We start from the raw sequence: 1073 nt of genomic DNA, 5'->3' as shown, positions 1-1073 counted from the left end.
TCGATCAAAAATGCCCCTGTCATGAAGAACAACAGTGAGTTGCCAAAGTGAGAAGCAATTGGAATCAAACTATTGCGTAGCGCGTGTTTGCGTACCGCTTTCTTAAACGGCAAGCCTTTTGCGATCGCGGTACGGATGTAATCCGATGATAAGTTTTCCATCAGGTTATTTTTCATCGTCATAGTGAGCGTTGCGAAATCACCAATCAAGTAACAGATCAGCGGAAGCACAGCATGCCACATCACGTCTTTTGCGCGTTCAAAGAAGGTTTCATAGTCATCGAAATCATCACCGACAAAGCCCCCCATTGGGAACCATTCCAAGTGATAACTAAACAAAGTAATCAATAACACGCCAACCACATAGCCAGGCAAGGCATAACCGACGAATATCAAAATGGAGGAGGTAGAATCAAACACAGAACCGTGCTTGAGGGCTTTGTAATAGCCAAGCGGTATCGAGATGAAGTAGCTGATAAAGAAAGTCATGCCACCATAGAACAGCGAAACAGGCAGACGCTCTGCAATCATATCCGATACTGGTTCGTAATAACGCGTTGATTCACCCAAGTCCAACGTCACTAGTCGACTCAACCAATCAACGTAAGCTTCCATCACAGGTTTATCCAACCCGTAGAATGCGTTTAGCTCAGCGATTTGCTCATCAGACAGTGCAGTATTGCCACCCGCTGACGTCATCGATGCTGCGCCGTCTCCCTGAGACTGCATTTGTGACAGCATGCGTTCAACTGGCCCACCCGGTACAAATCGAGTGATGGCAAAGATAAGAATGGTGATACCGAGAAACGTCGGAATGACTAACGCTAAACGGCGTAAAAAGTACGACAGCATATACAACTTGCTCCTTGTCTACTGTCCAAATTAGGCGGGTTTGGTGGGAAGTTTCCGGCCCAAAATGGTGCATATCTATCCGCGTAGTAACTAAAGCTGTTGAAACACACTCCCTGCGATTCAATAACTAGTTTTTTCTTCTACGGCAATAATTTCAGCGTCATATTTATCTTGAATCCACATCAGCTTCAAGTGTTTGAAACCAAAACATGACAAACTTCC

Annotated in this window: 1 protein-coding gene; it reads right to left on the bottom strand. The window is 45.1% G+C overall.

What is annotated here, in order from left to right:
- A partial coding sequence (locus R7Q47_RS26250; RefSeq protein ID WP_318090261.1) for an ABC transporter permease subunit occupies nt 1–851 on the bottom strand: 851 nt, incomplete at its 3' end.
- Between the last annotated feature and the right edge of the window lie 222 nt (nt 852–1073).

This window comes from Vibrio sp. Vb0349, assembly GCF_033338975.1.
The sequence above is the reverse complement of the archived record's forward strand: the minus strand, read 5'-3'. Positions and strand labels throughout refer to the sequence as shown.